Genomic DNA, 2,358 nt, shown 5'->3' on the forward strand with positions numbered 1-2,358 from the left:
TCACACCGAGCATCAACAAGGTGGTGGCGGCGTTGCGCGACTTCGGTTTACGAAACGCCGGCACCCCGTTGCTGATCGCCTCCACCCCGGTCAACGCTGCACATCCGGAGGAAAACGAGCGGGCCACCAGGAATACCAACGCGAAACCGAGCACCTCCCCGTGCTCGGAATGAATCTTGAAGCCCGCAGATTCCGCCTGCAGCGGGTGACCGAGCACATAAAACTGGAACAATCCCCAGGCCAGCATGGTGTAGATACCGATGATGAAGGCATACGTCGGAAAGGCGAACGCCCGGCCTGACTCTCGGATACCGCGCAGGTTCGCCGCCGCGATCGCGACGACGGTGCCGATGGCGAACGCCACCTTGTGTGCGGCGACGAACGGCGACGCCGAACCGATATTGGCCACTGCCGAGGAGATCGAAACCGCCACGGTGAGCACGTAATCGACCATCAGCGCGCTAGCCACGGTCAAACCGGCGTTGGCGCCGAGGTTTGTGGTGACCACTTCGTAGTCACCGCCGCCGGACGGGTAGGCGTGCACGTTCTGCCGGTAACTGGCCACCACGGTCAAGAACACGAACGACACCGCCAGCCCGATCCAGGGTGCCATCCGGTAAGCAGCAATGCCCGCCACCGACAGCACCAGGAAGACTTCTTCAGGGGCGTAGGCCACCGACGACACCGCGTCGGAGGCAAACACCGGCAAGGCGATGCGCTTAGGCAGCAGCGTGTGACTCAACCGGTCACTGCGAAACGGCCGGCCCAAAAGCAGCCGGCGCATAGCCGTCGAAACGTTGGACACGAGAGCCAAGAGTAGGCCCCCGGGGCGTTGGCGGTAGCGTTCCACATACAGGCATGGCGAAGCCGAAAGGACCTTCCAAGGTGCGGGTAGTGGTGATGGGCTGTGGCCGGGTGGGCGCCTCGGTGGCCGACGGGCTTTGCCGGATCGGCCACGAAGTCGCGATCATCGACCGCGACAGCGCCGCATTCAACCGGCTCAGCCCGGAGTTCACCGGCGAGCGGGTGCTGGGCATGGGATTCGACCGCGACGTGTTGCTGCGTTCCGGTATCGAGGACGCCGGGGCGTTCGCCGCGGTGTCGTCCGGCGACAACTCCAACATCATCTCGGCGCGACTGGCCCGCGAGACCTTCGGCGTGCCGCGCGTCGTCGCGCGGATCTACGACGCCAAACGTGCGGCGGTCTACGAGCGGCTCGGCATCCCCACGATCGCCACCGTGCCGTGGACCACTGACCGCCTGCTCAGCGCCCTGACCCGGGAGACCGAGACCACCAAGTGGCGTGACCCGACCGGCACCGTGGCGGTCGTCGAGGTCATCCTGCACGAGAATTGGATAGGCCACCTCGTCACCGATCTGGAGACGGCCACCGGTGCCCGGGTGGGGTTCCTGATCCGGTTCGGTACCGGGGTACTGCCCGAACCGAAGACCGTCCTCCAGGCCAGCGACCAGGTGTACATCGTCGCGGTGTCCGGCCGCGCCGCCGAAGCAGCGGCCATCGCCGCGCTGCCACCGAACGACGACGTGGACAGCGCAGGCACCGGGGAGCGGCACAGATGAGGGTCGCGGTCGCCGGAGCCGGCGCCGTCGGCCGGTCCATCGCCCGAGAGCTGATCGACAACGGCCACCGGGTGGCCCTGATCGACCGCAACCCGGAGCACATCGACGTCGACGGCATCGCCGCGGCGCAGTGGCACCTGGGCGACGCCTGCGAGCTGAGCCTGCTGGAGTCGATGCACCTGGAGGATTTCGACGTGGTGATCGCCGCCACCGGCGACGACAAGGCCAACGTGGTCGTTTCCCTGCTGGCAAAGACCGAGTTCACGGTGCCGCGGGTGGTGGCGCGCGTCAACGATCCCCGCAACGAATGGCTTTTCACCGACGCCTGGGGCGTGGACGTGGCGGTGTCCACCCCGCGGATGCTGGCCTCCCTTGTCGAGGAGGCGGTCGCGGTCGGCGATCTGGTTCGGCTGATGGAGTTCCGCAAAGGTCAAGCGAACCTGCTCGAGATCACCCTGCCCGACGACACGCCATGGGGCGGCAAGCCGGTGCGCAAGCTGGCGCTGCCGCGCGACGCCGCGCTGGTGACGATCCTGCGCGGCTCGCGGGTCATCGTGCCGCAGGACGACGAGCCGCTGGAGGGCGGCGACGAGTTGCTGCTCGTCGCAGTGGCCGAGGTCGAGGACGAACTGCGGAAACTGCTGCTATCGACCGGCTAAACCCACGCGGCCGGATCTACGAGGCGCCGGACGACCTTGACCGCGAAGTAGGTCACCAGCGCTGCCAGGGCGGTCAGCGGCCAACCCATCGCGATGCGGGCCACCGCCAGCCAGCCGG

General features: G+C 67.3%; 3 protein-coding genes and 1 pseudogene. 2 read left to right on the forward strand and 2 right to left on the reverse strand.

Features of this window, described 5'->3' with window-relative positions:
* The coding region (locus AC2VOP_RS02970) for an APC family permease (protein WP_486959590.1) at positions 1 to 805 on the reverse strand (805 nt) is incomplete at its 3' end.
* Between the two features lie 80 nt (positions 806 to 885).
* Here AC2VOP_RS02970 and AC2VOP_RS02975 point away from each other — a divergent pair.
* Positions 886 to 1,581 carry a potassium channel family protein gene (locus tag AC2VOP_RS02975; protein ID WP_486959592.1) on the forward strand — a complete coding sequence of 232 codons (696 nt, stop codon included), beginning with the start codon at positions 886 to 888 and terminating at the stop codon, positions 1,579 to 1,581.
* Entirely contained in the window at positions 1,578 to 2,240 is a 663-nt protein-coding gene (locus tag AC2VOP_RS02980; RefSeq protein WP_486959591.1) for a potassium channel family protein, read from the forward strand. The genes AC2VOP_RS02975 and AC2VOP_RS02980 overlap by 4 nt, the downstream gene beginning before the upstream one ends.
* Here the strand turns inward: AC2VOP_RS02980 and AC2VOP_RS02985 are convergent.
* Positions 2,237 to 2,358: pseudogene (locus tag AC2VOP_RS02985) on the reverse strand (DUF3159 domain-containing protein); the annotation flags it as partial. The gene AC2VOP_RS02980 and the pseudogene AC2VOP_RS02985 overlap by 4 nt on opposite strands.

The sequence above is a fragment of the Mycobacterium sp. TH-M106 genome, assembly GCF_057473765.1.

Excerpts from the sequence above, each read along its gene's own strand:
- AC2VOP_RS02980 (WP_486959591.1), top strand. The coding sequence starts at position 1,578 with ATGAGGGTCGCGGTCGCCGGAGCCGGCGCCGTCGGCCGGTCCATCGCC.